Below are 26,520 nucleotides of genomic sequence, written 5' to 3'. Positions count from 1 at the left end.
TCATTGAAGTTACCGTGTACCTGTCTGCATATCTCTGTTATTACAACAGAGCATTGGCTTCTGATACAATCCCTCTCTCATATACTATTCGTTAGCTACTTACTGGATAATCGACATGATTCCAGAAATATATGAGAGTTACTTCGTTCCAAATACACATTGTTTGAGCTTTTAGTGCGATGCTATCCACCGGGTTTACAGGCGGTGCTTATAGGTCGAGTGAAAAATCGCCTATGCCCTATCCTTGCCTTTTGGCTTGGTCTTAATCAGTCTTTACCGTGTTTTTCAACGGGTTTATTCTTGATTCAGCCGTTAGACCATCTTATATTACGATGGTTCAGACACATCTTTGCTTTCGCTACACATGAACTCTTGCTTGACAGTTACCAGTTTCGGCTACCAGTAGTTCTTGTCTTTTATCCCCGCTTTACCCTATTGGTTGCTACCCAACAAAATAGGGGATATGCTTTTACCGCTGCACTTGCGGACTAGGACTAGGGACTTGTGAATCCTGCACCTAGATGTGTATTCAGTTATACTAACCAGTTGGTTAGGCTAACCTTCCCTGAGTATTGCTACCCATTTGGGTTAAACGAATCGCACGCCCACCCTACAAATATAGTCTGTCGATAAGTCCTATAAAAATTAAAAATTAAAAATGCAAAAAATTTATTTTTCACATTTTTAATTTTTAATTCTAAATCTTAAGTTGGGATTATTGAACACCCATTTGGGCTGCCACTTCATCGGCAAAGTTAGCTTCTACCTTTTCAATGCCTTCGCCCAAGACAAAACGCACGAAGCGGCGCACTTGGACATTTTCTCCAATTTGGGCGATCGTTTGTTTCACCAACTCTTCCACGGAGATATTCTGATCTTTAATAAAAGGCTGATCCATCAAAGATAACTCTTTCATTCGCTTCTCAATCCGCCCTAGAACAATCTTTTCTTTGATGTTGTCCGGCTTGTTGCCCAAGTCATCTTTGCCCATTTCAATTGCCTTTTCTCTTTCGACAACTTCGGCGGGGATATCTTCAACTTTCACGTATTCCACATTCGGGCAAGCTGCAATTTGCATCGCAATATTCCGCACCAAAGTTTGGAATTCTTCGCGACGTGCCACAAAATCTGTTTCGCAGTTAACTTCCACCAGCACTCCCACGCGGCCACCCGTGTGAATGTAGCTGCCTACAAGCCCTTCTGAGGCAACTCGTCCACCTTTTTTACCTGCCGAAGCCAGACCTTTTTTCCGCAGCCACTCAATGGATGTTTCCATATTGCCTTCGTTTTCAACGAGGGCTTTTTTGCAGTCCATCATGCCCGCGCCAGTTTTTTCGCGCAGTTCTTTAACAAGTTTTGCAGATATGTCCGCCATCTTCTTTAAGTTCCCAATCAAAATTAGTTATTAGTCATTAGTCATCAGTCATTAGTCATCAGTCATTAGTCACTAATTTTAATGTTAATGATTAGACCACAGTGAAGAAATACCCAGTCGATCTTAGTACCGACTTTGTAGGTGTAGCGCTAGAATTCATTCTGGCGCTGACACAATGAATGCTTTTGGCAGAGCTCTACTAATGACTTAGACTCGTGCTAAGCAGTCGCCCATTTAAATTGTATATTCAGGGCGGGCGGGACGCCCAACCCCTACTCCCCACAAGACTTTAATCTTTTTTGACATACAATTTAAATGCAGACCAGCTTATGTACAATTAAAAATTAAAAATATCCAACTAAAAATAATAATTATTTTTAATTTTCAATCTTTAATTTTTAATTTCCTGGTGTCAGATTCCGAGGGCAATACTAGCTCTCGGTTTCTTCGCCGTCGGCCTCAGCAGCGTCGTCGGGATCTACATAATCGGGGTCATCCAATTCTTCGATTTCGCCATCATATTCAGCGCCTTCGTAACCACCGTCGTAGTCGTAGTCTTCATCAGAGTCGCCGCCCTGCTGACCGTGACGACCTTCGTAGATGGCATCAGCCAACTTGCCGACAATCAGCTTGATCGATCGAATAGCATCGTCATTCGCCGGAATCGCAATGTCAACCAAATCCGGGTCGCAGTTGGTATCCAACAGAGAGACGATCGGAATTCCCAACTTTTGGCATTCCAACACCGCATTATACTCGCGGCGTTGGTCTACCAGCACCACTCCGTCGGGAATCTTCCGCATAGATTTAATCCCGCCCAGATATTTCTGGAGTTTTGCCATTTCTCGGCGCAGTACCGAAGCTTCTTTTTTCGGCAACAAATCCAGGGCGCCGATTTCCTCGCGGCGCTCCAAATCCTTGAGGCGCTCCACGCGGGACTTAATCGTCGTCCAGTTTGTGAGCATTCCCCCCAGCCAGCGCTGGTTGACGTAATAAGCACCGCAGCGTTGAGCTTCTTGGGCTACAATCCCGGCAGCTTGGCGCTTCGTACCCACGAACAAAAACTTTTTGCCTTTTTCTGAGGCAACTCTCATGTACTCGTAGGCGTCTTCCATAAGCTGAGCGGTTTGCACGAGGTCGATGATGTGAACCCCGTTGCGCTCTGTGAAAATGTATGGAGACATTTTCGGGTTCCACCGACGGGTTTGGTGTCCGAAGTGAACCCCTGACTCTAACATTTGAGCCAAACTGACTACTGGCATTGTATTTTTAACTCCTAATTCGGGTTAATCCTCCACCCGGTCGTATTTCTGAAGGTTTGCGCCCTAGAAACACCCGAAAACCCGGATGTGCGAATTTAAACAACTTTTCTAGTTTATCACAGCGCGCGCTACTTTTGCTGACAATTTTATATCACTAGGTTTAAACTCAGATGTTGCACCATTGTCAAGAACGGGCTCTCCGGCCCGTTCCACAAAGAAAGAATGAGTTTTCTTGTGGAACAGGCCGAAAAGCCTGTTCCTAAACAAGTAATTGAGAATGGTGCAAGATGTGAGTTTAAATGGGCGGTGGGCACCCGGAGGTGAGATATAGTGCGGGGTACGCCGGCTGCGGTTAAAGTTACTTGCAAGCGCTTGTAAAAAACGAAAAATCCTGGTGGGATGTTGCCAAAGCCTTTGTTCGCTTGTGAGAGAATGGCCTTGTTGGTGCGCCTCTGGTGCCTTCTACCTTCGATCGAGCTGGTATCCATTTTTTTCGATCGGCAATTCAGTCAGCTTTAGTACCCTGCCCTCTCCATCCGCAAAAATCCCCAAGCTAAAAACGCCATGCCCATACCCATTCTCGTTCTGCTTGAAGTTCTAATTGTCATCGCACTTTCGAGACTTGTAGGTTTAGGATTTCGAGCGATCAAACAACCTCAAGTCATTGGAGAAATTGTAGCAGGAATTATGCTTGGGCCTTCTCTATTTGGCTTAGTTGCACCTGCCACCGCAACAGCACTTTTTCCAGCCGAAGCCGTTCCCTTCCTCAACGTGCTATCTGAGGTGGGGCTGATATTTTTCATGTTCTTGATTGGTTTGGAACTGAATCCAAAGTATCTCAAAAGCAATTTAGATATAGCGATTTTAACTTCCCACGTCAGCATTCTAGTGCCGTTTTCCCTGGGAAGCTTGCTCGCACTGCTGCTGTATCCCATCGTTTCAAATAATAGCGTTTCGTTTACCGCCTTTGCTTTGTTTTTGGGCGCTGCGATGTCAATTACTGCATTTCCGGTGCTGGCAAGAATTATTACAGAACACAACTTGCAGAATACCAAATTGGGGACGCTGGCCTTGACTTGCGCTGCGGTAGATGACGTGACGGCGTGGTGTTTGTTAGCGGTGGCGATCGCAGTTACTCGTACTAATTCGATGATCGGTGCTTTGCCGACAATTATTGCATCTTTAATTTACATCGGTTTCATGCTGACTGTAGTCCGCTGGTTCTTGCAGCGGCTTTCCAAACAGTACAACCGCACTGGCAGATTAACACAGTTATTGCTCTCCGGCATTTACATGGGAGTTGTAGCTTCTGCCTTAATTACTGAATGGATCGGCATTCATTTAATTTTCGGTGCGTTTTTGCTGGGTGCTGTTATGCCGAAAAATGCAGGATTAACCAGAGAATTAGCTGAAAAAACAGAAGATTTTGTACTAATATTTCTGCTGCCAATATTTTTTGCTTACAGCGGCTTGCGGACTGAAATCGGCTTGCTCAACAGCCCAGAATTGTGGCTGCTGTGCGCCGCAGTTTTGGGAGTGGCAATTATTGGCAAATACGTCGGCACTTACGTTGCGGCTAGAGTTTGTGGCATCAGCAACCGCGAAGCTTCAGCGCTGGGATGGCTGATGAATACTCGCGGTTTGACTGAACTAATTGTGCTGAATATCGGTCTTTCCTTGGGTGTAGTTTCGCCACTGCTATTTACGATGTTAGTCATCATGGCTTTAGTGACAACTTTTATGACTTCGCCGCTGTTGGAGTGGACTTATCCCAAACGGTTAATTCGGTTAGATATTTCAGAAGTTAACTCGGAGGATTCAGAATTAGAGGATTTAAAAATGGCTGACAGCAGCGAAGAAACTGCTAATGAATTGCTGCCAACTTATCGAATTTTAGTACCCGTTGCCAATCCCAGCACGCAGAAAGGTTTACTGCGACTAGCGGTAGCGCTGGCGCAGCCGGCTGCTGGTATGGGTGGTGAGGATTTACAGTCGGCGGCGGTTCATCCTCTGAGTTTGATAGAATTAAATGATGACTATGCCTTTGAAAGTACGCCTGCGGAAGCCGATCGCATTATTCAAGAGCGCCGCTCGAAATTATCAGAATTGATTGATAGTTTGGAAGTGCCCGATGCGAGAAAATTCGTACATCCCATCATTCGGGTTACTAATGATGTCGCCCTGGAAACGGCACAAATTGCGGAAATAGATCGCGCGGATTTGATTGTAGTAGGATGGCACAGACCTACTTTTAGCAGCAACCGTTTGGGAGGGCGTGTCGGCCAAATTCTCAGCAACGCTAAGGTGGATGTAGCAATTTTTGTTGACAGAGGCAGGGAAAGGTTGAATAACTTGTTAGTACCTTACGCGGCAAACATTCACGATGATTTGGGTTTAGAATTGGCGCTGAGACTGTTAGTTAATAGTGAGGAACGCCGTTTGACGGTGCTGCGGGTGGCGGTTGACGGGGAATCTGAAAACAATCTGAGTTACGAGTTTCAGCGAGTGATGGATCAGTTACCGGTTGAGGTGCGATCGCGCATTGAAACTCCGATTGTGGAGGCTGCTGAGCCAATTCAAGCAGTGGTGGCGGCTTCTGCTAATGCTGATTTGACTATTGCGGGTACGAGTCGGGAGTGGGGAATTGAGCGCCAAACTTTGGGACAGTATACTGATGAATTGGCTGTGCAGTGTCATTCTTCGCTGCTGATTGCGCGGTGCTACGTTAAAGTGCGATCGCACTTGGCATCGGTACTCAGTCAAACTACTCAGTATTAGTGATGAGTAGGGCGCGCAGTGGGCATCTTACCCAATTACCGATTACCAATTACCAATTACCAAGATGATGAATCATTTAAGCCTCAAATCGCTGGCATTTTACGGGATTGCGATCGGCTCAGTTGCACTGCTATTTAAAGTAGTAACTGCTTACGGGGAAGCAAATTTAAAGGCGGCCCCGGCAATTGCGGGAACTTATCGCTTCGATCCTAACAGTTTGCCCGAATGTCTGAAATCTGATGTTTTGGTATTGACAATCGAGCAATCGGGTGTTTATTTGAGCGGTAATTTGCGATCGGGCAGCAGGGAGGGCAGGGAAAAAACAGGCGAGGATAAACCTTCTCTATTTGGTAAGTGGGAAACTCAAGGATTGAACTTGTCGGGTGCGGTTCCTAATTTAGCGGGTTGCAGCGACTCCACAGCAACCGGTCAAAACAGTTCTGTTAAAATGCGCGGAATTGTGGAGCAAGAAAGCCTCAAGGGAAAAATTAGTCTAACTGATAAGTCGGCTGCTACTGATTTTACGGCTCAAAGAGAAGCGGCGGTGCAACCCCAAAAGCTTGAACATTGATTGATGCCAATAGAGAATAAGAAAGGGGAAATGGGTAATTCTTTGTCGCTTTCTGACCGTAAAGCATCCAGGATACAAGCCGCCGGATTCATCCGTGGGGTCAATGCTTCAATTCTAAAATCTAAAATCTAAAATCTAAAATCGATTGACTCTTCCGTTCACCCCTGGCGAAGCAAGGAATCACAAAGTGGCGGTGGGGCGGGAGTGGGCGATCGAACTCCCGCCGGAGCTCGCCTGTGACGGTCGGTTGCTGCTAAATTAGAAAATATACTTAAAAGTCAATGATAAAAATAAAGTATCCCAGAGAAGTTCTTGGTTGAGAATTTGTCTTGCTCAAGACCCCCCCTGCCCGTATAGTTTGTTTGGAATGGATGTTGCCGTGATATTAATGCCGTCAGAAACTTCGCTTACCCAGTCAAACCCGTTAATTTTAGACAGTTTGCCAGACTTGTCGCCCTCCGATGGGGGATGTCCCCGCCGAGCCAGATTGCAAATTGACTTGATGTTGCTGGCGATCGAAGCCTTGTATCTCGGAGGTGCCGAAGAAATGCTGGCCGTGTCAAGGGACCTGGAATTGGAATCAATTATCAAAAATCGGGTTGCCCTTTGGCTGATGCGTAATACTAACCCGCTGAGACGCTATACCCAGCGCCGCTCCCTTACCATTGTGGAGGCAAAAGCGCTGGTGGCGATCGCCTGTAATATGGCGCGCAAGTTAACCGCCACAATTCGGCAGTTGCTGCTAGACTCCCAGCAGTTGCGATCGAAAAATATCCCCCTCAACCAGAACCAGCCGCTGGCGGAGTATTTAGAACGATTTCGAGCTCACTTTCGATCGCGAATGAACCCCAAGCGATCGCTAGTTGCAGCTTACGATTCCGACGACAAGCTCAACGAACTAGCTTTGAACTTGTTGAGCAAACTGCTATTTTGTACAGGCACAGCCGGAATGCAGCGCTTCTGGGTTAGCCTGTTTGATGGAGAAGTTGAATAAAAAATGACTATTAGGCGTCAGTACAGTCTGCCAAATTGCACCCTAGTTCTAGAAGGGTTGAGCGATGGATCGGCAGCCAGCCAGTTAGATATACGGCCGGTGCTTTCGATATTAATGAGCGCTGAATGCTATGTGAACGGTCTCGGCGAGCCTTTAAGCGGGGGACGAGACTTTTTTGAAAGCTTGGTGAGGGCCGTCAGCAGCTACGCTCAAGAATTTATGAGCGGAGTGCATTATCCCGATCGCTACGGCCCGAATTTGGGTATGGTACAGTTGCACAGAATTGACGGGAATTTGCACCGGTTGACCGTTCTACCCGCCTCCACAGGCAGCCCAACCCAAATCGATCAAAAACCAGAACTGTCGGCAAAAGTTGATTTGACGACGGTACAGCTATTTGACTTGGTAGAGGCGATCGATCAGTTTTTTGCCGACACGCAGACGCTGCCGGAATTGTCGCTGCAATTAACCCCAATTTCCAAGCGTTACGTCAAGTCGGCCGAACCTTTGGCGAAGCGGACTTTGCCCGCTGTCGTGGGCGTGTCGAGTTTGGCTTTGGCTGCGATGGCGTTTTTCTTGGTGCCAGTACCCGAAGTCCAGCGTCCGAGAGATCCTGTGCCGCAGCCCAATCCTGCAGGCCAGAATCAGGGGACGGCGAATCCGGGTGGATCGGGTTCGCCTAATCCCAATCCCACGCCTCCTGCTGACGGTTTGCTGCCTGGGACTCAAACTCCAAACGCTGAATCGCTTTCGCCGACTCCGAGCCCCGCGCCGCAGCCGGACGCTTCACCGTTGGCCACACCGCAGTCGAGCACTTCGCCGGAAAGCACGCCCACTCCTGTTGCTGAAGGTTTGGCAAGCCCAGAGGTGGGCGCGGTGCCAATTACCGATCCAGGGCAAATTGAGCTGTTGAGGGGCAAACTTTCCCAGCAAATTGACGGAGTTGTGAAGGATAAGCCTCCGGTTGATGGGGAGTTGGTTTATCGGGTGAGTGTGGCCCAAGACGGGGCGATTGTCGGTTACAAGTCGGAAAATTCGGCAGCAGTCGATCGATCCGAAACGCCTTTGTCGGAGTTGCTTTACAAACCTGTTGGCACCAGGCCACCTGCGGAACCGCTGGCTGATTTCCGCGTAGTTTTGGCACCGGGTGGCAAAGTTCAAGTCACTCCTTGGTAATGGTTGATTGTTGACTGTTAACGGTTAAGTGTTGACTGTTAACGGTTGACTGTTGACGGTTGACTGATACCAAATCCCGCTTAAATGCTGCCTCATACCATGTCCGATCGCGCATAATACAATTGCCGCGGCGGGTTTTTGAGATTGTCGGTTTTTAGCAAATATTGTTGGTGAACCCGCCCCTACAGGAATCAGGTTAACTAACCGGACATGATATCAATCTCTTAGTCTGCGGAGGCAGACTTGGTTTTTCTAGTAGCGATTTCAATATCTGAATCATCTACAAACCGATTGCTGATTCAAAGCCCTGTCGGTGCGATCGGCTCAATGTCTGGGTCAAATCCTCCAACTTGATTTGTGCGAATTATCCACAAAAATGCTCCCTGTTTTAAGAAAATTTTGGCGATTTCATCTTGGGTGCGCCTCGGCAACATTGTTCGGTAACTAATAGCAGCTTTTATCAGGTTTGCTATACCAACAAAAAAGGTTTTTTTCAGTTCTGCATCAATCCCCGCCAATCTTGGATTTTTCTGCCAATCTGGACGGACAATGCCGAGGGGCATTAATACTTTTTCTAAACTCTCTCCTAAAGCTACTAACTGGTGAAATCTTTGGGTTTGTGCGTCGGTGGGATGTGTTTTCAGCCAGTCTTGAATCTGAGGATTTGACTCTATTTCGGAAGTGATTTTTTTAATTGTCGCGTAAATTGCCTGACTTGAATCTTGGACGCAAGAAGTTGCTGGCGTGACTAAACTTGCGCCGGTGCCGTCTCCGCTGCGGTAGCGGGCCATCATGATATCTAGTTGCTGGTTTAATTCGGTTAAAGGCGACAAGGTTATGCCGTCAAAATCGTAGTCGCAACACACGCAGTCTAATTTACAGATGATATCGCAAACCGGGCGATCGCCCAACCAGCCGCGCTGCAAGTCTCCCATGTAGCTTTGCCATTTGCTGGAACCCGCAACAATTCCGTCGGGATTGTGGGCGTAAACTTGTTTGTATTCTATGTCAAAACGCAGTTCGCTGGTAAAGCGATCGCGCACTACTTTTGCTACTCCGAAAGCAAAATGTCCGGTGACAATTCCCAGCGGTGGGCGTTCGCCTTTTTTGCCGCCGATACCCCCGAAACTGTGAATCACTATCCCGATATCTCCTTCTTGCCAAGGAGAGATTGAAGCGTTTTCTGTAGCATCATTTGGGGTTAACAATACTCTTTTTGCTTGCCCTTTTTGGGCTGGTGTATTTGCCCAATTTTTGCTGCTTAAATAATCGAGAGATTTTTGGAGTCCGAAATGTGTTTCATCTGGGATTAATTGAGCAATTTTGCGGGGTTCGATTGCCTCCACTACAAATATACTGTCTTCGTCTCTTTCGCCGTAAATGTACCAGCCGTCTGGATTTAATGGCGATTGTTCGATCAGGTGATTGGTAGACCTCGCTACGCCATGTTTGTCGGGCTGTACTTGCGGAATCCGAATGATTTCGGCGGCGCCGTCAAATTGTTGAGATGTTTTGTTGAAATGCCGGACAATGAATTTGTCGCTGTCGGGTTCTTTTCGCTGTAAAATTGTGACTAAGGCGCAGAAACGTCCGATAATTTGCACTGGTTCGCGATCGATCGTGAGTTCCTGGCGATCGCTGCTGCTATAATTAATCGCAATCACCGGCCTCCGCAGCATCACAGTCACGCTGTCTTCGAGTCTGGTGCCTGCTAGAGTTTCTAAAGGGCCGACATTTCGCCAGCCGTTCAATCTATCGGGATGGATGTTGCCAGATTTTTGACTTTTTTTAGTTTCTTGTGTAAAGTTGATATCTTGACTGACTGCGTGGACAAAAAACTGTACTTCCCGATTTGTACTCCATTTCAAAAATGCTGTTTTGCCAATAAAGTTTTTATATTTTTTGGGGGCATTTATTACTTCAAAAAACACTGTACCGTAGGGCTGGCGCTGTTCGTGTGAGGGCAAAATTAAGCGCCCGTGCCAAAGAGCGATCGGCTTGTATAGATAGGCAACGGATGCTGAATTATCGCAAATTATCTCCGGCTGAAGCGCTGCTGAAATATCGCTTTTGCCTCCAAAAATAGTAGCAGTTAAATTGCCGTCACTTTCTACAAATCGGGGTTCTAAAAAAACCTTTTGAGGTTCGGAAATATTAGCGGTTGAATGGCCCGTCTTTCTGGTGAACGAACGTATAAAAAAATGGCGGTTTCCCTCCAAGTTCGCCTGCAACCAATTAAGTAAAATCCGAATAAAAATAAAAGCTGTTAGACCGGAAATAACAGCCAGAACTATCAGCCCCAGGGTCAAAATGAATTGGTTAAAAGACTGACCTGACACTAGAAAAATTGTGGGCCATATCCAAGAAAATGCCGCCATAATATCTAAAAACGAGTTTTAGGTTCGATCCAGTCTGTGCTGGCTTGACTGCCGAAAACTAGGGGTTTGTCCTCGGTGACTGCTACCGTTTGTCCTGTCATATCAACTGCACAAAGAGGCCAAGATCGATCGCCCAAATTGCCTGCGCGGAACAGAACTTTTCCGGGACAAACTTGACTCCAACCCAACAATACAGCATGAGTGTAAAGACTGCGAGCGGGAGCAACGGTATAAGTGTAGTTATCATTTTTGTCCCAAATGACACCGTAGTCGGACATATCGGAAGAGTTGAAAAGTGCTTCAAATTCGCGGGCGAGAATGCGGGAACCGTCTTGATTCCAAGAAACAGGCACTAAAATGGCGATCGTCCCGGACATATCTGTATCATCGCTAGCATACATCCCACTTTCGGCCAGTGGCGAAGCAGCCGCCACTGTTTGCAGTTCGCCGGTTTTGAGATTTTCCACAAACATGACGCTGCTAACCCGACACCGGGAGAATTCCGGCTGTACTTGCAACTCAATTCGACTGTAAGCTGCGTATTGGCCGTTAGTTGATACTAGGGATGGACTGCGATAATAGCGGAGGCCTGTGCCGGCAGTGGAGCTCACTTTAGCATGAGTGGCACTAATCCATTCCCAAGGAACGGGATAAGGGCTATTTAAAGGGTCAGTCATCGGTTTTTTTTCCAAAAGTTTTACTGAATTATCCAACAGATTCAGGCTGGCACGCAACGGACTAGAAACCCGGTTTCTGCCTCGATGCTTCGCCACCAAACCCCCGATTTATAGAAACCGGGTTTCTTTTTTAGATTTGAGATTGGAGGCCAAATCTCAAATCTCAAATCTCAAATTTCCAATCGGATAGGTAAGATAGTATCGAAATTAATGTGGTCTGTACACCGAGAGGGATGAAATATGACGCGATCTTTTAACCAAAAACCTTCAATCCCCCCCACTCGCGTCTCCAAGTCGCGGGGAAAAGGTTTGCTTGTACTGTCGCTGATTTTTCGACTGCTGCTGCTGGGGGTGGGCAGCGGTTTTGCGTGGGTTTTGGGGATGGCGATCGCTCAAATTTATCCGTCAGGCGCGACGGAAATGCCGCTGGCAGAGAGATTGCTGCGTGGAACTCAAAATTTGACCTCCAGCCCGAAACGCGCCCCAGCAACGCCAATTCCGGCGCTCCCGCCACCAACCGCTACACCAAGTCCCCAGTCAACAGTCAGTCCTGCCCAGAGAGAGAAATTGCAGTCGGATTTGAGACAGTTGCAGGGCGAACTCAACGCGCTGATTGGCCGCACTGCTGCTTTGGAGAGTCAGTTGGGCAGCAGCCGCCCGACGGAAACTTTGGAAAAGCGTTTGCAGTTGATGTCGCGGGAATTGGCGGGGCCGGAAACGGCGGCAAGTGTTGCCCCTGCTTTACCGGCGATCGGCAGCAGCCCGAGTCTGAACCCTGAAACGGTGAATACTGCCCCACAGAATGCGAATAATCCGGTGTTTGGGGGGAATGGGCTGATGGTGACTCTGCCCAGCGATGTTTTGTTTGATACTGGCAGCATTTCTTTGCGCCCGGGCACAAGTGCGATTTTGGACAATTTGGTGGCGGAGTTGGGCAATCACGAGGGGGCAACTGTGCGGGTTGCGGGCCACACTGACGACGGGGGGGAAGCTGCGGATAATCGCAATGTGTCGTTTGCGCGGGCTCAGGCTGTGGTGCAGTATTTGTCGGGTGTACTCGGTCAGAAGTATCATTGGGTGGCGATCGGCTATGGGGAAAGTCGCCCCTCGGTGGATAATAGTTCGGATACTAATCGGCAGCGCAACCGCCGCATTGAAGTGGTAATTAATCCTTAGTTTTTAGTCATCAGTCATCAGTCATCAGTCGGCAGACTTGTAGATACTGTTGAAGTGTCAATGGTAGCGATCGAATAATTGGAGTCATATCACATCCGGTTGAACCGGAATGATTTAACCGCAGAGGACACAGAGGACGCAGAGGAAGAGAAGAGAGAGATGAATAATTCCGATGCCAACGGATTTGATATCAAACGGCTTCTGGGATGTTAAAATTGCTGGTGTGAATTTAAGATCAAACCTGGCAACTACTGAATTATACCCAAGTACGAGTGTCCCCGCGATCGATCGCGTAAGCGCTGAACTCCGAAAATTATTATTCCGATGCCAACAGAAACGATATAAATTGTATGTTTCAATTCCCTACTCCCCTTCTCCTTTTCTCCACTTCTCCCCTTCTCTTCTTCTCCACTGCTGTCACGCCGAAGGTGTAAGAGGTGGCAAGTCAGAATTATTTTTAGCCCGATCTATTGCCTCTCGATGTTCGCTCCTAAGTTTCGGTTTTAAATACAAGTTTTCAATCAAAGCTGCCACTCCCGCAAACCAAGGCGGCACAATTACCGCTCCAATAATTCCCAATACTTGAACGCCTCCCAAGACAGACAGCAATTGATATAAAGGATGCACACCAACCGATGAACCAACCAGCAAAGGATCGAGTACGTAAGTTTCTAAATTCTGGATGATTACAAATAACAGTAATACCCACAAAAGTACCCAGCCACCTTTAGCTAATGCTACAATTAATGCTGGTACTGCTCCCAATACTGGCCCGATGAAGGGAATCAAGTTTGTCACACCTGCGATCGCACCCAAGCCTAAAGCAAATTCTGGCATTCCCAAAATGCTCAAACCAGTGGTAATAAATATCCCTAAAATGCCCGAAACTAACACTCGCCCGCGAATATAACTCCCCATTCTTTGACCGATTGGCGCCACTTGTGCGGCTAATCTTCCGTCCCAAGGTTTCGGGAAAAACTGCACCAAACTTTTGATTAGTGTGTCGCTGTCCGCAACCATGTAACCGGAAATAAATAATGCTAAAACTAGGCTGAAGAAACCGCCTAGAATGCCTCTCGTTAAACTGTACGATCGCAAAACCAGTTGTTGACTCGATCGAATCAGCCAATTAGTCAGCGATTGAGTGTCCACCAGACCCACCAAGGTTGGGGCGTCGTCGCTCAAGCGACTCAATACATTAGTTGCCACAGTTCGCAAACTTTCGACATAAACTGGTAACTGCCGCAGCAGTAACTCTATTTGTTCGATGACCGTGGGCCCGATTAACACTACCGTCCCACTAAATCCGCCGATGAGAGTTAAATAAACCATAATCACCGCCAGCCAGCGGGGAACCCGCATCGTTTGGGCCCAATTCACGATCGGGACGATCGAAGCAGCCAGCACGACTGATATCATCAGAATTACTAGCAGGCTCCGCAATTGCCACAGCAGCACTAGCAGCAAGGACGATGCTACAATTAGCAGCAAGTTAGGTAAAGAAATAGTTATCCGCTGTTCTGACATGATTAAATAATAAATGTAGTCTAAGAGGGCGGGTTTATCTAACTCTTGATTTACCCAAAATATTTAGGGTGAAACCCGCCCCTACTTATTTTATAATAAAAAGTAACATCGGCACAAAAAAATAATATGCAACCGCAATATTCAACCCAAGATTTGTCCGCCATTTCGTCTATAAAATCCCCAACGCTGTTTTACGAATGGCAAAATTATCGCTGTGCTTATGAAGTTTATAACCCAACTACGGCGACAGAAGATAGCATCCCTTTGTTATTAATTCATCCGATAGGAGTTGGTTTGTCAAGAATCTTTTGGCATAGATTTTGTGAGAGTTGGTACAAAGCAGGGAACAGTAATCCGATTTATAATCCCGACCTTTTGGGCTGCGGCGATTGCGAAATGCCTGCTGTGGCTTGCTATCCAGACGATTGGGCGGCACAGTTGCAGTATTTCTTGGAAACTGTAGTGAAAAAACCTGCGATCGTCCTCGTGCAAGGTGCTTTACTGTCTGTAGGCTTGGCTTTAGCAAAAATGCAGCAGGAAAGCGGCTCAAATTTAATTCGTGGCTTAGTCCTCGCGGGGCCTCCAGCTTGGGCGGTAATGAACAAACATTCGACAGAAAGACAGCAAAGAATTGTCTGGAATTTGTTAAATTCTCCCTTGGGAAACGCTTTTTACCGCTACGCCAGACGCGGTGAGTTTTTGCGTTCTTTTTCTGTGAAACAACTGTTTGGCGATGCGGCAAAAGTTGACAGCGAATGGTTGGATGCTTTGCAGGCTGGGGCGGCGAATCCTGACAGCCGTCACGCGGTTTTCTCGTTTTTAGCGGGGTTTTGGCGCCAGGATTATAGCGGTACGATTCAAAAGTTCGATCGGCCCGCACTCATTGTGATGGGAGAAAAAGCCTCCAGCATCAGTCAAGCGGGTAAGGAAGAGAAACCCGATGAAAGATTAGCGCAATATTTAGCCCATTTTCCCAATGCGGAAGGTTTATTAATGCCGGGGCGCAATGTTTTGCCCTACGAATCAACCGCAGAATTTGTGGAGGCTGTTGCCGAATTTGTGAAGAAGTTAAATAAAAATTAAATCTCTTTCTGAAGTGGTCGTCTAATAATAACTGACACAGTTAATAGACCTCATCATGTGTGCCGATGTCGAGTAAAACAATGACTTCACTATTTGTTTCCGTATCCTCTTCAATAGAGAAAACGATACGACAATCATAGCCACAAGAGCAGGACTGAAGACCGTCGAGTTTGCCGCCTAGTTTGTGGGTACCTAAGTTAGGAAAAAATACATCTGCTTCCATTTGTTGAAGAGATTCTTCAATACGTTGCTGGAGCTCAGGATTTCGTTTGACCAACTTGCGAAATGCTCGTTTGAATTTGGGAGTCAGAACCAGTTGTCTCATGCTTCCGGCTCGTCCAAAGAGTGGCGTAATGTTGCAATAACATCCTCGGCTGACTGGTGTCGAAATTTGCCTGTACGGAAATCAGCTAAGGTTTGTTGGGCATCAGCAGCTATTTCCCCGCGGACACTCTCGCGGTGACGGTTTTGCAGGATTTTTATCAGCATTTCCTGCTGTTCGTAGGACAGTTGTAAAGCAGTTTCTAGCACTTGGTCGAGGGTATTCATAGAGTTAGGGTATTAGCTCTAAGGTTGAACAAATTGCGAAGTTGAGTAAATTGTATCGCTTATTCCAAGACTAGGCTACACTAAAAAAAATGTACTAAAGTCGGTCTTGTCATGAGCGATAACATCATTACGATTGAAGCCGGTAAACGCAGTGGAAAGCCTTGCATCAGGCGAATGCGAATTACCGTTTATGATGTGTTGGGTTGGCTGGCTGCGGGAATGTCTCATGCAGAAATTCTGGACGATTTTCCTGAGTTGACGGAGGAAGACATTAGAGCGTGTTTAGAATTCGGCGGTTGAAACCGCTTCTTGTCAAACAAAGTCTGCCTCCGCAGACTATGAATTTAGTTTCAACCCCGATGCCAGATGGTTGTACCATCCTTTTGATCGATCAAAGTAATGCCCCGATCCTTAAGTTCGTTGCGAATGCGATCGCCCTCTGCAAAATCCCTCGCTTTTCGGGCATCTTTCCGCTGCTGAATCATCACCTCAATATCCTCATCAGTTAATCCGCTAATGATTTCAAATTTATTAATACTGAAAGATGCGGAAGGGATATTGATAGTCGCACTGGCCGGGACGAGTCTGGGTTTTCTAAATCCTAAAACTTCGGCTAACTTAACCAGAGTCTGCCACTTTTGTTGCAACACTTCCGAAGGCATTTCCGTTTTTCCCCCATGTACAATTATATTGCTTTCGCGCCGCAATTCCTTCGCCAATTCAAACACAACAGCTAAAGCATTAGGAGTATTGAAATCATCATCCATCGCTGCTCTAAATTGCTGTACAGCCTCACTCTCCCCTATGGGCGATTTCAGAATTTTATCTGAATCCCAGCCCAATTGGGAACCGTGCAAATCACCAAAAAGTAGGCTTTCTTTAAGAGTGTGCCAGCCATTTTTTGCAGAGGCGATCGCCTCTTCGGTAAAATCAATTTGACTGCGATATTGCGCCATCAACACAAACAGCCTCACCGCCATCGGTTCCACCGCTTTTGACTTCTCGCTTCCTTCCTTCTGACTCCCCCCCTTACCAAGGGAGTCTTCATTCTGACTCCCCCCCTTACCAAGGGGGGGCTGGGGGGGGTTAGATTCCAAATCGCCCGACCAATTCCCCTCCAACAAATCGCGAATTGTAATAAAATTGTGCAAAGATTTCGACATCTTTTTGCCATTGACAGTCACAAAAGCATTGTGCATCCAATAATTAGCAAGTGACTTGCCCGTCGCGGCTTCAGATTGAGCAATTTCATTCTCATGGTGGGGAAAAGTTAAATCGGAACCCCCGCAGTGAATGTCAATAGTTTCGCCCAAGCAATCGCGCACCATCGCCGAACATTCGATGTGCCATCCGGGGCGGCCTTTTCCCCAAGATGAATCCCAAGCAGGTTCTCCCGGTTTAGCGCTTTTCCACAGGGCAAAATCAGAGGAATCTTGCTTTTTTTGAGCTTCTATTTCTGCGGTTTCCAATCTACCGCTAGCCCCGGCTTGCATCTCTTCCAACTTGCGGCCCGAAAGTTTTCCGTAATCGGCAAACTGCCTCACGTTGTAGTAAACGTCGCCGCCGGAAGCATAGGCATAACCTTTATTTTCTAATTCGTGAATCAGCCGTTTAATGCCGTCGATTGTATGGGTGGCGCGGGGATATTCATCGGCCCTGAGAATATTCAGCTTGTCCATATCTACAAAATATTCCTCGATGAAGCGTTCCGCCACGGCTTCCATTGTTGAATTTGTTTCGCGGGCGCGGTTGAGAATTTTGTCGTCAATATCTGTAAAATTCTGCACGTAGCGCACATCGTATCCTCGCCACATCAGATAGCGGCGCACCATGTCCCAAACAATGTAAGCGCGGGCGTGGCCGACGTGGCAGTAATCGTATACCGTAACGCCGCAGCAGTACATCCGCACCTTTCCTGGTTCGAGGGGTTCAAAAGGTGATTCGCGACGGGTCAAGCTGTTGTAAAGCGTTAGGGGCATGGGATTTGAGATTTGGGATTGATGTACGGCTCTAATTTATTATATTGCGGTTGGTGAATCTTTCGGTGTCGCTACCAAACATCTGTTAAATCTAAGACAAATCCCGGTAACACATCTTCCCCTGACAAAGTGCTGGGATTATCTAATATTTCCACATCCCGATTTTGTCTGTATATTTCGACTTTCTTATTTTTGCGATCGATTAACCACCCCAAACGAGATCCATTCGCGATGTATTCCCGCATTTTTTCTCGCAATGGTTCCATGTTGTCAGATTTAGATCGCAATTCTACAACAAAGTCTGGACAAAGGGGAGCGAAGCCTTCTTGTTGTTTGGGTGTGAGAGTTTGCCATCGTTCTAATTTAACCCAGGAAGCGTCTGGGGAGCGATCGGCCCCATTGGGCAGTTGAAAACCAGTAGAAGAGTCAAATACTACTCCTAGCTTGGTTTGGCGATTCCACAGCCAGAGTTGTCCTGAAATATCTAGGTTTCGATTGCCTGTTTCGCTTGCCGTGGGCGGCATCACGATTAATTCTCCTGTAGCTGTTCTCTCTAGTCTTAACTCACGGTTGACGGCAGCAATTTGCTGGAACTGTTCGTGAGTTACTTTGAAGGTTTGGGGAATGGTAATGGTGTTGTTGAACATATTGTGCGGCCTCGCGATGGCTATTATCTATTCTATCGTGTCACACTCTTTTTTTAGTATCAAAATTTGATTGACAAACCCGGCAGATACCGTGTAACATTTAATGAGATGCTAATTTAATGCCAATTTATGATAAACCTTTCAAGAGACATACATTCTCTCACCGATTTTAAACGTAATACGACTGAGTTTGTGCAGCGGCTGAAGCAAACAAAACATCCTTTAGTTCTAACTGTCAACGGAAAAGCAGAGTTGGTTGTTCAGGATGCTGAATCTTATCAGAAGCTTTTAGATGCGGTTGAGTTATTGGAAACTTTAAAGGGAATTAAGCTGGGTTTGGAACAAATGAATCGAGGAGAAGGAAAAAAAGCCGAAGATTTCTTTAATCAACTGTTTGACAAGTTAGACAGTTCGCCATGAATCAGAAATATCAAGTCATTATCCAACCCGCAGCGCAAAAAGCCATTGAGGAAGCCTATTTTTGGTTAAGTAATCATTCTTCTCTGAAGGCTAGAACTTGGTTAGAAGGATTGTATAAAGCTACTTTATCGCTAGAAAATATGCCTTCTCGTTGTTCCTTAGCATTTGAGAATAGTTTTTTTGACGAAGAAATCAGACAACTGGTTTACGGCAAGGGACGAAATGCCTATCGGATTCTATTTACGATTGTTGATGATAGCGTTCAGATTATTTTTGTGCGACACGCTGATCAAAAACCGATAATAGGTGAATCAGACGAGGAAGGTAATAGTTGATGAAAAAAAATATCTGGATTAGTATTTTAGAAGCAAATAATTTGATGCGCTCGGCTGATGAAGTTATAGCTTTTGAAAATGCTTTAGCTTCACTTGCCGATCGTCCTCAAGATGAAGATTTGCCAGATTTACATCTGATTTTAGACGATCGCTGCGAACAGCCAGAAGTCATGTTTGGTTTGATTCATTTTCTAGAATCTTTTGATGTGTCAGCACAGATTCAAGCGTTTGTTACAGTTGTACCGCAATTAATGCTCGTTGCTTCGGAATGGACTAGAATCCTCCACAGCCGCATTTTAAATGATGATGAGGCTTGTCGTTTGTATCGAGATATTTTGCATTCATTGAACTCCCAAGAACCTAATTTTGTTCGTCAATTGCTAGAAGAAAGCGCTAGTTACCATTTAAACAAGCGGGAGCCAAAATTAGAGTTAGCTAGGTAAGATCCATTATACAGGATTTCTGAGAAACCCGACTTTTGCCCGAAGTCTGGTTTTTGGATGCGTAGTAGCAGCAACTAAGGCCGCCTGTACGGAATTTTATTTCGCGTCCCGAAAAAGTGCAAATCCTGATGTAGAAAATAACATCACTACTCCGAATATCGCCCACAATGGATGAAAGCCACCGTCAAGCCTATCTGCATCTGATCTATTTGTTATTAAAGTGTCCGAGTGAAGATGAAGCAACAGAAATTTTGAATGCTAACTCAGAGTTGGTTGATGCTGAGTTAGTGCAAATGATGCTACAAGTTGCTGACTATCTGGCACAGCAAGGGGATGAGAATAACGCTACTTGGTTGCGAAATGGGGCTTCTCATTTGGGTGAGTACATCGCCAACTCTTCAGCAACAGCAACCTCAGAAGTGTATTTCAATTTCTTGATGGAGGTATTGCGGACAACAGCAGAAAGTAACGGTGAAACCCAACAGGTGTACCCGCTGCTGCAAGACAACCTAGATAAACTGAATGATGCTTTTGCCTTTTTGTTGCGAGATTGGGCAATGGCGACACTATCAGAGATTGAGTCAGAAGAATCGCAATCGATTGCCAGGGTTATTTTCAGTTTTAGCTACTTGATTGCACAGTTTCCTTTCGGAAGTATAGCCAGCAATTTGGAGATTGCACGCGCAGGTTACGAAGTTGCTGCTACCGTCTTTACCCGATCAGCATTTCCCCAAGATTGGGCAGCCACTCAAAATAATCTTGCTCTTGTCTATTCTAACAGAATCAAAGGAGATAAAGACGATAATTTAGAAATAGCAATTGCCTATTACAAAGCTGCACTTGAAGTTCTCAGCCGTTCAGATTTTCCTCAAGATTGGGCAACAACTCAAAATAATCTGGCTAATGCCTACTGGTACAGAATTAAAGCGGATAAAGCCGAGAATTTAGAAGAGGAAATTCGCTATTACCAAGCTGCACTTGAAGTTTTCACCTGCTCAGATTTTCCCCAAGATTGGGCAACAACTCACAATAATCTTGCTGCTGCCTACTCTGACAGAATTAAAGGAGATAAAGCCGAGAATTTAGAAGCAGCAATTCGCTCTTACCAAGCTGCACTTGAAGTTTTCACCTGCTCAGATTTTTCCCAAGATTGGGCAACAACTCAAAATAATCTGGCTCTTGCTTACTCTAAGAGAATAAAAGGAGATAAAGGCGAGAATTTAGAAGCAGCCATTCGGTATTACCAAGCTGCACTTGAAGTTTTTACCCACTCAGCTTTTCCCCAAGATTGGGCAATGACTCAAAATAATCTCGCTAATGCCTACTTATACAGAATAAAAGGAGATAATGCTGAGAATTTAGAAGAGGCAATTCGCTATTGCCAAGCCGCACTTGAAATCCTCAGCCACAAAGCATTTCCCCAAGATTGGGCAGCCACTGAAAATAGTCTGGCTATTGCCTACTCTAACAATAGCCTGGCTCTTGCCTACTCTAAGAGAATCAAAGGAGATAAAACCGAGAATTTAGAAGCAGCAATTCGCTATTGCCAAGCTGCGCTTGAAGTTCTCAACCGCTCAGTTTTTCCCCAAAATTGGGCAGCCACTCAACATAATCTAGCTCTTGCCTACTTTGACAGAATCAAAGGAGATAAAGCCGAGAATTTAGAAGCAGCAATTTGCTATTACCAAGCTGCACTTGAAGTTCGCACCTGCTCAGCTTTTCCCCAAGATTGCGCTCAGACTTTATTTAACCTTGGGCTTGCTTACAAAGAAAACAACCAAAAGTATCTTGCATATCATGCTTTTGCTGATGCTATAGAAATAGTAGAATTACTGCGAGAAGAGATTGTCTCCGGGGAGGAATTTAAGCAAAAACTAGCTGAGGAACATAACCAAATCTATCAATCTATGGTGGAAGTGTGCCTACAGATGGGCAACCATACCGCAGCGATTGAATATGCCGAGCGTAGCAAAACCCGCAACCTAGTTGAACGAATTCTCACCCGCGATTTACATAATATCCTCCCCCCAGATGTTGTCGCAAAACTAGAACAACTTAGAGACGAAATCGCTACTAATCAGAACCAAATCCAGACTGGTAAAGCCGATAACCCAGAAACTCTAGCGCTACATCTTATGCAGTTACGACAGCAGCGCAACAACTTGCAAAACCGCTACCTGCCCATCGGTTCTGGCTTCAACTTTGACCACTTTCAGGCAACTTTAGATGACCACACTGCCATCATCGAATGGTACATCACCCCTGACAGATTTCATACATTTATTGCCACCGACCACAGCCCCCAACCCTTCGTTTTGTCTGCCACCATCGATGACCGAAATGCTTTGGTATATTGGGCTAATGCTTATATAGATGATTACTACGAGCAAAAAGACAACTGGCTGACTCAGCTAACTCCGCGACTCAAGGAATTAGCAAAGATATTGCACTTGGATGAGATTCTTTCCCATCTTCCCAAAGATTGTCAGCAGCTAATCCTCATCCCCCATCTTGCCTTACATCTTTTCCCCCTTCATGCTTTACCCGTCGGTGAATTGTGCCTCCTCGATATTTTCCCCAAAGGTGTCAGCTATGCACCGAGTTGTCAGCTATTACTACAAGCACAAAAACGACAACGCCCCGACTTTACCCACCTATTTGCTGTTCAAAACCCTACTAAAGACCGTCCCTATGTTGATTTTGGAGTTGAAGCTATCCGTCCTTATTTTCAGCCGAATGACTATGTTCTCCCTGGAGACAAAGCAATAAAAGCTAACCTCATTCAATCAGAACAACTACGCTCTGCCCACTGCTTCCACTTCTTCGGTCATGCTACATTTAACTTTGAAAAATCAGCTCTAATTTTGGCGGATGGACACCTGACGCTGGGAGAAATCTTTGCTCTAGACTTAAATCAATGTCGCCTGGTTATCCTCTCAGCTTGTGAAACGGGCATGACAGATTTTAACAGCATCAGCGATGAGTATATCGGTTTACCAAGTGGTTTTCTGTTTGCAGGTAGTCCTAGCGTCGTCAGTACCCTTTGGGAGGTTGATCAACTGTCTGCTGCTTTTCTGATGATTGAGTTTTATGAAAACCTGAGAAAATATAAACAGTTAGAAGAGGGAGATATTGCGATCGCCCTCAACCTAGCACAGAAACGGCTACGAGATTTAACTGTTGACGAGTTTAAAAAACGCCTGATTAAATACAAGGCTCTAATTGATGAAATCCTTAGTAAACTGCCAAAAGCAGAGCGTAGGAAAGCTGAGGCATCAATAACATATCGCCTATCTCAAGCATATCCCTTTGCTCACCCTTCCGATTGGGCAGCCTTTACAGCTACAGGAATCTAAGCTTCAGACTCTGACGACTCGCAAAACTTATCAACACCTATTTGAATCACTTTGATAGCAACTAACGTTGCTAAATTACCAGGAAACGGGATTGCTTCTCTCAAATCCTTGCATAATTCCAGTAAATCACCTGTGTATTTGTTACAGATAACTTTCCGCGCTTTCTTGGTTAACTTGTCTAAATAACTTTGGCCTGACTCTGCCAGAGTGGATTTTGTGTATCCCGACTCAATTGCTAACACTTCTGCTGCATCTTCTAAACTGTTATCACAAGCTTCTACTTCGTCAAGTGCAGCTAATGCCTCTGGATCGCTCGCCAATTCAGAGCGATATTGTGCAATTTGTTCTGATGTAAGTATGGTCATTTGAGCCGGACTCCGTAAAATGTGATTAATGCTTTTTACCTTCACTCCTCCACCAGCTACTGCCGGAAGTTTTCCAGTTTGTCATATTCCCAAAGACAAATATATCTATTCTCAAGCGATCGATAATTTTTAAATCGAGCGGTTATGCTGGAACGATCGCCTCTTGAAGATGGATAATATTTCCCTCGGAATTTAAGATATAAAACCATTCCCTCGGAATGATAGTTTGATTCAGTATTCTGAGATGATGGCTCAACTCTTCAATAGAGAATGTTTCTACATAAGTAACAGTTTTTGTATCGCAGGGTTTGAGGCGATCGTTTTCTCCAATGTAGCGACCCTCACCAACATAGCCTAAACTTGACAAAAGTTCTTCTACTTCGGGTTCAATGATGGGCATACTTAAGTCGTCATCTGGGTAATCGACAAAAATAGCAATTTTACCTGTTGCCGGAACTTCTAGTTCTGGAGAAGTCCAACCCTGTTTATAGTCCCAAACAATTGTACCTTTAGTCTTCATCTTCGCCTCCTGGGAAAATACACTGCCAAATGTTCTTCTGAAAGTGTTGAACGGCGACTAACTTCCGTCCTTTTGCTTCTTCTAAGCAACGTTCAACAGCTTTTTTTCTGGTTCCTGCTACAACGGATTCGGTTTGAGGACTCCCCATACGCTGGATTTCATCTTCAGGATCTTCGAGATAGCTAAGTGGGTTAGTTGTCATTGTCCAAACCTTCCTGCTGCTGTTGACGCGAGCAAAGTGCTTGATCGATCAGCTTGGCGACTATCCAAGAAACCGATCGCTCTTCTGAGGCTGCCCACGCCTCTAAAGCGACTTTCTTTTCTTTGGGGATGTATACCGCTATCAACTCCCGCTTGCGTTTTCCACCCACGAGTTCTTTTTCTTTTAATTCTATAGACATTGTATCTTCTATCTTGGATTTAACTCTGCTACTATATGCTATAGTAGCATATAGTATGAGCGCGCCAACAAAAATTTAATCCCTTGGTGACAGGAAGTGATGGAGAGAAAAGCATCGGGAGAATAGTTGGCTGGAAGTGCGATCGTATTCCTAAAGATATAGATATTTCAGACCGATCGCCCCCACCCTCCAAACCCATCAAAAGCCCCCTCTCCCAATTTGTCATCAAATCCTGACATTCGCTTCAATACCGATCCCCCAAATCTCCCAAATGTCAAGATTCCCTGACAATTTGATCCCCAAAATCACGAAAATGCGTATAAGTACCCAGAATTAAAGGAAAAGACCCCTTGACCCGATCGCAACTTGTCTGCAACATTGAGTCATGACAAAGCGATCCCAAAGAAATGCTTCGATTAAGCAGCTCTGGGAATCGAATAGCGCGTGTGCTGCCAGCACAGCGTTGCTAGCAGCACCGATCGCACTCACAAAATCGATCTTGTCAATCAAGAATCGACAGAAAAGTTTTATTTAGATCCGACGGTGCGCGCCGAAGCCAAGAAGTCAAAACCCTCGATCGCATTGGGGAAAAGACAAGCTAAAAACAATCAAGGCTTCAAAGGTTGGAGAGATGTGGAAGCTCGATCGTATTTGCATTTAAAAGAGTTTCTAACTCAAAAAGTCAACACATTTGTGTTGAAACGAAAAATCTAACCCGCCATCCCAAATTAGTGGAGAACAAACTCATGGCAAAAGAACGCCCACCATTAGAAGAGATGACTTTGCGACAACTCCGCAGAGTTGCTAGCGAATGTGGAGTCTCTCGCTACAGCCGGATGCGGAAATCGCAACTTCTGGCATCAATTCAAGAAATTCAGCGCACCAAATTTTCATACAGTCCATCTCGCAAACTAGAGGCACAAGAAGCAGTGGAAGCAGCAAAGTTTGAACTCGGTCAAGAAGATAGAACCGGCGGTTCTTTGTCGTCTGTAGATGAAGGTTTAGCAGATTTGCCCAACGGCTACGGCGAAAGCCGCGTTGTTTTAATGCCCCGCGACCCTGAATGGGCCTACACTTACTGGGATATTCCCAACGATCGCAAAGAAGAATTGCGTCGCCAAGGAGGACAGCAACTCGCCCTGCGGATCTACGACGTTACAGATGTTAACCTCGACATTCAAAGCCCGCACAGCATTCAAGAATATCCCTGCGACGAACTGGCGCGGGAATGGTACGTGCCAATCCCCGTGAGCGATCGCGACTACGCGATCGACATCGGCTACCGCTGTGCAGATGGCCGCTGGCTGGTATTAGCTCGATCGGCTGAAGTCCGCGTTCCTCCCGTCTATCCCAGCGACTGGATTGAAGATCAATTCATCACCCTCGACTGGGAAGAAGAATTGCAGGGCAAAACCTTCGCCGAACTGGTTCCTCCGGCCAAGAAACTCGCAAAAGCAGTCAATGGCGGTGGTTACAGCACCAGCAACGCCATCTACGAACAAATCTTCGGCATGGCAGAATCTGCAGAAGCCCTGCGCGTAGCGGGTTCTGTCTTCGGTTCCATGCAGCACGTCGCCGGTTCCGTCCAGCAAGTCGGCATCCACGAACAAGCTCTCAGTTCCTACGTGTTCCCCTCCGGCGTTGGAATGTGGGCGGCTCCCACAATGTCCGGCCTCACCGCGTCGGGTGTCGGTATGTCGGGTCTCACCGCGTCGGGTGTCGGTATGTCCGGCCTCACCATGTCAGGTGTCGGTATGTCCGGTCTCACCATGTCTGGTTTCGGTATGTCGGGTGTCGGTATGTCGGGAGTTGGCTTCGCCGCCCCGATGCGCCCCCGCCAGTTCTGGTTAGTTGCTGATGCCGAACTGATTGTCTACGGGGCCACCGAGCCCGACGCTACCGTCTACGTAGGCGGACAGCCGATTAAACTCAATGCTGACGGCACTTTCCGCTTCCAGATGTCCTTCCAAGACGGCTTAATCGACTATCCGATTTTTGCAGTAGCAGCAGACGGCGAACAAAACCGCGCCATCCACATGAAATTCGAGCGCGAAACCCCAGAACGGCGCACCAATACCAAGCAGGATGCTGTTGTGGAATGGTTGGGCTAATCGCTCGCGGTCGATCGAGCGACGGGCGATCGTGCAGGTTTGTGCCAATTTTTTAACCTTCACAAGGTATAGCCTCAGCCGATCGTGATTTGTTAAAGTTAATCCCAGACAACAACCCATAACACCCCCTATACACCGTTCTCCTATTTTGAGGAGCGGTGTTTTTTGTATTTAGTTTGTATTTAGGACTTACTCAGAAACCGGGTTTTTAGAGCAGAATAGATCGTCGATCGGGCCAGCAAGAAAAGTTATACCCACTCTTAAAAGTAGGGATAAATAGAGATGGGATGCGAGCATCTGTAGGGACTTAGGCGGGAGCATCTCAGTTTGGTAAACAGCCTTTTTTTTATTGTAGTGCGAGCGTCCCCGCTCGCGTATTGTACAATACGCGAGCGGG

At 46.2% G+C, this 26,520-nt stretch carries 26 protein-coding genes; 13 read left to right on the top strand and 13 right to left on the bottom strand.

The window, feature by feature from the left end; all coding sequences use genetic code 11:
* Positions 1-715: 715 nt before the first annotated feature.
* On the bottom strand, positions 716-1,375 hold the full coding sequence (tsf, locus tag QUB16_RS26670; RefSeq protein WP_333320821.1) for a translation elongation factor Ts: 660 nt from the start codon (positions 1,373-1,375) through the stop codon (positions 716-718).
* 431 nt (positions 1,376-1,806) lie between these two features.
* On the bottom strand, positions 1,807-2,637 hold the full coding sequence (rpsB, locus tag QUB16_RS26665) for a 30S ribosomal protein S2 (protein ID WP_333320819.1): 831 nt from the start codon (positions 2,635-2,637) through the stop codon (positions 1,807-1,809).
* Between the two features lie 564 nt (positions 2,638-3,201).
* On the opposite strand from rpsB, the gene QUB16_RS26660 reads away from it, so the two are divergent.
* The 4 genes from QUB16_RS26660 to QUB16_RS26645 all read left to right on the top strand — a co-directional run bounded on the left by QUB16_RS26660 (position 3,202) and on the right by QUB16_RS26645 (position 8,156).
* Complete coding sequence (locus tag QUB16_RS26660; protein WP_333320818.1) at positions 3,202-5,415, top strand: cation:proton antiporter domain-containing protein; 2,214 nt, start codon at positions 3,202-3,204, stop codon at positions 5,413-5,415.
* 64 nt (positions 5,416-5,479) lie between these two features.
* Positions 5,480-5,986: a hypothetical protein gene (locus QUB16_RS26655; RefSeq protein WP_333320816.1), complete on the top strand. Its 507-nt coding sequence runs from the start codon at positions 5,480-5,482 to the stop codon at positions 5,984-5,986.
* A gap of 367 nt (positions 5,987-6,353) precedes the next feature.
* Entirely contained in the window at positions 6,354-6,980 is a 627-nt protein-coding gene (locus tag QUB16_RS26650; protein ID WP_333320814.1) for a DUF3038 domain-containing protein, read from the top strand.
* Positions 6,981-6,983: 3 nt separating this feature from the next.
* Positions 6,984-8,156 (top strand): DUF4335 domain-containing protein, encoded by a 1,173-nt coding sequence (locus tag QUB16_RS26645; protein ID WP_333320812.1) that lies wholly within the window; start codon positions 6,984-6,986, stop codon positions 8,154-8,156.
* A 299-nt stretch (positions 8,157-8,455) separates the two neighbouring features.
* Here the strand turns inward: QUB16_RS26645 and QUB16_RS26640 are convergent, their stop codons facing one another.
* Both QUB16_RS26640 and QUB16_RS26635 read right to left on the bottom strand, forming a co-directional pair.
* Positions 8,456-10,495 (bottom strand): abortive infection protein, encoded by a 2,040-nt coding sequence (locus QUB16_RS26640; protein WP_333320810.1) that lies wholly within the window; start codon positions 10,493-10,495, stop codon positions 8,456-8,458.
* A 44-nt stretch (positions 10,496-10,539) separates the two neighbouring features.
* A complete protein-coding gene (locus QUB16_RS26635) occupies positions 10,540-11,211 on the bottom strand; it encodes a hypothetical protein (RefSeq protein WP_333056017.1) in 672 nt (223 codons plus the stop codon).
* 240 nt (positions 11,212-11,451) lie between these two features.
* Between QUB16_RS26635 and QUB16_RS26630 the strand changes: the two genes are divergently transcribed.
* Positions 11,452-12,387: an OmpA family protein gene (locus QUB16_RS26630; protein WP_333320808.1), complete on the top strand. Its 936-nt coding sequence runs from the start codon at positions 11,452-11,454 to the stop codon at positions 12,385-12,387.
* Positions 12,388-12,804: 417 nt separating this feature from the next.
* Here the strand turns inward: QUB16_RS26630 and QUB16_RS26625 are convergent, their stop codons facing one another.
* A complete protein-coding gene (locus QUB16_RS26625; RefSeq protein ID WP_333142962.1) occupies positions 12,805-13,914 on the bottom strand; it encodes an AI-2E family transporter in 1,110 nt (369 codons plus the stop codon).
* A gap of 126 nt (positions 13,915-14,040) precedes the next feature.
* On the opposite strand from QUB16_RS26625, the gene QUB16_RS26620 reads away from it, so the two are divergent.
* Positions 14,041-14,997, top strand: a complete 957-nt coding sequence (locus QUB16_RS26620; protein ID WP_333320806.1) for an alpha/beta fold hydrolase — start codon at positions 14,041-14,043, stop codon at positions 14,995-14,997.
* Positions 14,998-15,037: 40 nt separating this feature from the next.
* Here the strand turns inward: QUB16_RS26620 and QUB16_RS26615 are convergent, their stop codons facing one another.
* Entirely contained in the window at positions 15,038-15,322 is a 285-nt protein-coding gene (locus QUB16_RS26615; protein ID WP_333320804.1) for a type II toxin-antitoxin system mRNA interferase toxin, RelE/StbE family, read from the bottom strand.
* Complete coding sequence (locus tag QUB16_RS26610; protein WP_333320802.1) at positions 15,319-15,546, bottom strand: hypothetical protein; 228 nt, start codon at positions 15,544-15,546, stop codon at positions 15,319-15,321. Before QUB16_RS26610 ends, QUB16_RS26615 begins: the two co-directional genes overlap by 4 nt.
* A 111-nt stretch (positions 15,547-15,657) precedes the next feature.
* Between QUB16_RS26610 and QUB16_RS26605 the strand changes: the two genes are divergently transcribed.
* A complete protein-coding gene (locus QUB16_RS26605; RefSeq protein WP_333243500.1) occupies positions 15,658-15,846 on the top strand; it encodes a DUF433 domain-containing protein in 189 nt (62 codons plus the stop codon).
* Between the two features lie 50 nt (positions 15,847-15,896).
* Here the strand turns inward: QUB16_RS26605 and cysS are convergent, their stop codons facing one another.
* Both cysS and QUB16_RS26595 read right to left on the bottom strand, forming a co-directional pair.
* Positions 15,897-17,525 (bottom strand): cysteine--tRNA ligase, encoded by a 1,629-nt coding sequence (gene cysS / locus QUB16_RS26600; protein WP_333320800.1) that lies wholly within the window; start codon positions 17,523-17,525, stop codon positions 15,897-15,899.
* A gap of 71 nt (positions 17,526-17,596) precedes the next feature.
* Positions 17,597-18,172: a Uma2 family endonuclease gene (locus QUB16_RS26595; RefSeq protein ID WP_333320798.1), complete on the bottom strand. Its 576-nt coding sequence runs from the start codon at positions 18,170-18,172 to the stop codon at positions 17,597-17,599.
* A gap of 129 nt (positions 18,173-18,301) precedes the next feature.
* On the opposite strand from QUB16_RS26595, the gene QUB16_RS26590 reads away from it, so the two are divergent.
* The 4 genes from QUB16_RS26590 to QUB16_RS26575 all read left to right on the top strand — a co-directional run bounded on the left by QUB16_RS26590 (position 18,302) and on the right by QUB16_RS26575 (position 22,726).
* Positions 18,302-18,592 (top strand): type II toxin-antitoxin system Phd/YefM family antitoxin, encoded by a 291-nt coding sequence (locus QUB16_RS26590; RefSeq protein WP_333320796.1) that lies wholly within the window; start codon positions 18,302-18,304, stop codon positions 18,590-18,592.
* A complete protein-coding gene (locus QUB16_RS26585; protein ID WP_333320794.1) occupies positions 18,589-18,927 on the top strand; it encodes a type II toxin-antitoxin system RelE/ParE family toxin in 339 nt (112 codons plus the stop codon). Before QUB16_RS26590 ends, QUB16_RS26585 begins: the two co-directional genes overlap by 4 nt.
* Positions 18,927-19,370 carry an Imm30 family immunity protein gene (locus tag QUB16_RS26580; RefSeq protein WP_333320793.1) on the top strand — a complete coding sequence of 148 codons (444 nt, stop codon included), beginning with the start codon at positions 18,927-18,929 and terminating at the stop codon, positions 19,368-19,370. Before QUB16_RS26585 ends, QUB16_RS26580 begins: the two co-directional genes overlap by 1 nt.
* Positions 19,371-19,537: 167 nt before the next feature.
* On the top strand, positions 19,538-22,726 hold the full coding sequence (locus tag QUB16_RS26575) for a CHAT domain-containing protein (protein WP_333320791.1): 3,189 nt from the start codon (positions 19,538-19,540) through the stop codon (positions 22,724-22,726).
* Here QUB16_RS26575 and QUB16_RS26570 read toward each other — a convergent pair.
* The 4 genes from QUB16_RS26570 to QUB16_RS26555 all read right to left on the bottom strand — a co-directional run bounded on the left by QUB16_RS26570 (position 22,723) and on the right by QUB16_RS26555 (position 24,012).
* Entirely contained in the window at positions 22,723-23,091 is a 369-nt protein-coding gene (locus QUB16_RS26570) for a hypothetical protein (RefSeq protein WP_333320789.1), read from the bottom strand. The two genes, QUB16_RS26575 and QUB16_RS26570, sit on opposite strands and share 4 nt — an antisense overlap.
* 142 nt (positions 23,092-23,233) lie before the next feature.
* Entirely contained in the window at positions 23,234-23,611 is a 378-nt protein-coding gene (locus QUB16_RS26565) for a hypothetical protein (RefSeq protein ID WP_333320787.1), read from the bottom strand.
* On the bottom strand, positions 23,601-23,813 hold the full coding sequence (locus QUB16_RS26560; RefSeq protein WP_333320785.1) for a hypothetical protein: 213 nt from the start codon (positions 23,811-23,813) through the stop codon (positions 23,601-23,603). The genes QUB16_RS26565 and QUB16_RS26560 overlap by 11 nt, the downstream gene beginning before the upstream one ends.
* Positions 23,803-24,012 (bottom strand): ribbon-helix-helix domain-containing protein, encoded by a 210-nt coding sequence (locus QUB16_RS26555; protein WP_333142945.1) that lies wholly within the window; start codon positions 24,010-24,012, stop codon positions 23,803-23,805. Before QUB16_RS26555 ends, QUB16_RS26560 begins: the two co-directional genes overlap by 11 nt.
* A 444-nt stretch (positions 24,013-24,456) precedes the next feature.
* On the opposite strand from QUB16_RS26555, the gene QUB16_RS26550 reads away from it, so the two are divergent.
* Entirely contained in the window at positions 24,457-24,726 is a 270-nt protein-coding gene (locus QUB16_RS26550; protein WP_333320783.1) for a hypothetical protein, read from the top strand.
* A gap of 32 nt (positions 24,727-24,758) precedes the next feature.
* Positions 24,759-26,123 carry a DUF4912 domain-containing protein gene (locus QUB16_RS26545; RefSeq protein ID WP_333320782.1) on the top strand — a complete coding sequence of 455 codons (1,365 nt, stop codon included), beginning with the start codon at positions 24,759-24,761 and terminating at the stop codon, positions 26,121-26,123.
* Positions 26,124-26,520 lie beyond the last annotated feature (397 nt).

Source organism: Microcoleus sp. D3_18a_C4, assembly GCF_036702415.1.
Lineage (GTDB): Bacteria > Cyanobacteriota > Cyanobacteriia > Cyanobacteriales > Microcoleaceae > Microcoleus.
This window is presented reverse-complemented; position numbering and strand designations above follow the sequence as displayed.

Excerpts from the sequence above, each read along its gene's own strand:
- QUB16_RS26560 (WP_333320785.1), bottom strand. The coding sequence starts at position 23,813 with ATGACAACTAACCCACTTAGCTATCTCGAAGATCCTGAAGATGAAATC.
- rpsB (WP_333320819.1), bottom strand. The coding sequence starts at position 2,637 with ATGCCAGTAGTCAGTTTGGCTCAAATGTTAGAGTCAGGGGTTCACTTC.
- QUB16_RS26580 (WP_333320793.1), top strand. The coding sequence starts at position 18,927 with ATGAAAAAAAATATCTGGATTAGTATTTTAGAAGCAAATAATTTGATG.
- QUB16_RS26590 (WP_333320796.1), top strand. The coding sequence starts at position 18,302 with ATGATAAACCTTTCAAGAGACATACATTCTCTCACCGATTTTAAACGT.
- QUB16_RS26610 (WP_333320802.1), bottom strand. The coding sequence starts at position 15,546 with ATGAATACCCTCGACCAAGTGCTAGAAACTGCTTTACAACTGTCCTAC.
- QUB16_RS26630 (WP_333320808.1), top strand. The coding sequence starts at position 11,452 with ATGACGCGATCTTTTAACCAAAAACCTTCAATCCCCCCCACTCGCGTC.
- QUB16_RS26585 (WP_333320794.1), top strand. The coding sequence starts at position 18,589 with ATGAATCAGAAATATCAAGTCATTATCCAACCCGCAGCGCAAAAAGCC.
- QUB16_RS26570 (WP_333320789.1), bottom strand. The coding sequence starts at position 23,091 with ATGACCATACTTACATCAGAACAAATTGCACAATATCGCTCTGAATTG.
- QUB16_RS26555 (WP_333142945.1), bottom strand. The coding sequence starts at position 24,012 with ATGTCTATAGAATTAAAAGAAAAAGAACTCGTGGGTGGAAAACGCAAG.
- QUB16_RS26635 (WP_333056017.1), bottom strand. The coding sequence starts at position 11,211 with ATGACTGACCCTTTAAATAGCCCTTATCCCGTTCCTTGGGAATGGATT.
- QUB16_RS26565 (WP_333320787.1), bottom strand. The coding sequence starts at position 23,611 with ATGAAGACTAAAGGTACAATTGTTTGGGACTATAAACAGGGTTGGACT.
- QUB16_RS26655 (WP_333320816.1), top strand. The coding sequence starts at position 5,480 with ATGATGAATCATTTAAGCCTCAAATCGCTGGCATTTTACGGGATTGCG.
- QUB16_RS26645 (WP_333320812.1), top strand. The coding sequence starts at position 6,984 with ATGACTATTAGGCGTCAGTACAGTCTGCCAAATTGCACCCTAGTTCTA.
- QUB16_RS26615 (WP_333320804.1), bottom strand. The coding sequence starts at position 15,322 with ATGAGACAACTGGTTCTGACTCCCAAATTCAAACGAGCATTTCGCAAG.
- QUB16_RS26605 (WP_333243500.1), top strand. The coding sequence starts at position 15,658 with ATGAGCGATAACATCATTACGATTGAAGCCGGTAAACGCAGTGGAAAG.
- QUB16_RS26595 (WP_333320798.1), bottom strand. The coding sequence starts at position 18,172 with ATGTTCAACAACACCATTACCATTCCCCAAACCTTCAAAGTAACTCAC.
- cysS (WP_333320800.1), bottom strand. The coding sequence starts at position 17,525 with ATGCCCCTAACGCTTTACAACAGCTTGACCCGTCGCGAATCACCTTTT.
- QUB16_RS26660 (WP_333320818.1), top strand. The coding sequence starts at position 3,202 with ATGCCCATACCCATTCTCGTTCTGCTTGAAGTTCTAATTGTCATCGCA.
- QUB16_RS26625 (WP_333142962.1), bottom strand. The coding sequence starts at position 13,914 with ATGTCAGAACAGCGGATAACTATTTCTTTACCTAACTTGCTGCTAATT.
- QUB16_RS26545 (WP_333320782.1), top strand. The coding sequence starts at position 24,759 with ATGGCAAAAGAACGCCCACCATTAGAAGAGATGACTTTGCGACAACTC.
- QUB16_RS26650 (WP_333320814.1), top strand. The coding sequence starts at position 6,354 with ATGGATGTTGCCGTGATATTAATGCCGTCAGAAACTTCGCTTACCCAG.
- tsf (WP_333320821.1), bottom strand. The coding sequence starts at position 1,375 with ATGGCGGACATATCTGCAAAACTTGTTAAAGAACTGCGCGAAAAAACT.
- QUB16_RS26575 (WP_333320791.1), top strand. The coding sequence starts at position 19,538 with ATGGATGAAAGCCACCGTCAAGCCTATCTGCATCTGATCTATTTGTTA.
- QUB16_RS26620 (WP_333320806.1), top strand. The coding sequence starts at position 14,041 with ATGCAACCGCAATATTCAACCCAAGATTTGTCCGCCATTTCGTCTATA.